At 44.3% G+C, this 255-nt stretch carries 1 protein-coding gene; it reads right to left on the reverse strand.

The features are described 5' to 3' along the window. The coding region (locus KVT27_RS25410; RefSeq protein ID WP_217582250.1) for a hypothetical protein at positions 1-255 on the reverse strand (255 nt) is incomplete at both ends.

Consider the following 255-nt stretch of genomic DNA (forward strand, 5'->3'; position numbering starts at 1 on the left):
GGCTGCATAACGGCCAGCGCACCGATAAATGTCGGTTTATCTTCCCATAAGAAAAAGGGTTGCAGCACGATGGCCATATTTCTCGTCTTAGAGCGGTTGTATGGGACTTCCATGTCTGCTTTTACACGCTCACCTTGTTTTAAACGTTGCCACTGCTCGTCTGTCATAAAACTATTACCAATCGTACCTTCTAGCCAATCAGGGTAAACAATCGTTTGGTCATCTGAAATATAAAATAACCGGACGCCTTGATTG

Source organism: Lysinibacillus sp. GbtcB16 (genome assembly GCF_019091145.1).
Lineage (GTDB): Bacteria > Bacillota > Bacilli > Bacillales_A > Planococcaceae > Lysinibacillus > Lysinibacillus fusiformis.